The organism is Paraburkholderia sp. J11-2, assembly GCF_905220185.1.
Lineage (GTDB): Bacteria > Pseudomonadota > Gammaproteobacteria > Burkholderiales > Burkholderiaceae > Paraburkholderia.
The window spans coordinates 1-316 of the sequence record NZ_CAJMYY010000139.1 but is presented as its reverse complement, the minus strand read 5'-3'; the positions used below and the strand labels follow the sequence as shown (position 1 = coordinate 316).

The window sequence follows — 316 nt, the reverse complement described above, 5'->3', positions numbered from 1 at the left end:
CATCGCGGCACTGACCTCCAGCCAGGTTGCCCAGCTCGGCACCGCCGACCTGAACGCGCTGAGCACGACTGAAGTGCAGGCACTGGGTTCGGCAGGCATCGGCCAGCTGAGCTCGTCGCAAGTGCAGTCGCTGACCTCGACGGCGCTCAACGCGCTGACGACGTCGCAGCTGGCGACGCTGTCGGTGAACCTGCTGACGAGCGCACAGGTTTCGGGTTTGAGCACCGGTCAACTCGCGGCGCTGAGCTCGACGCAGGTGCGCCAGCTGAACTCGGCTGACCTCAAGGCGCTGAACAGCTCGCAACTCGTGAACGGC

Annotated in this window: 1 protein-coding gene; it reads left to right on the top strand. The window is 66.1% G+C overall.

All coding sequences use genetic code 11. From position 1 onward, the window contains the following. The coding region (locus U5A57_RS41520; RefSeq protein ID WP_321918141.1) for a hypothetical protein at window positions 1–316 on the top strand (316 nt) is incomplete at both ends.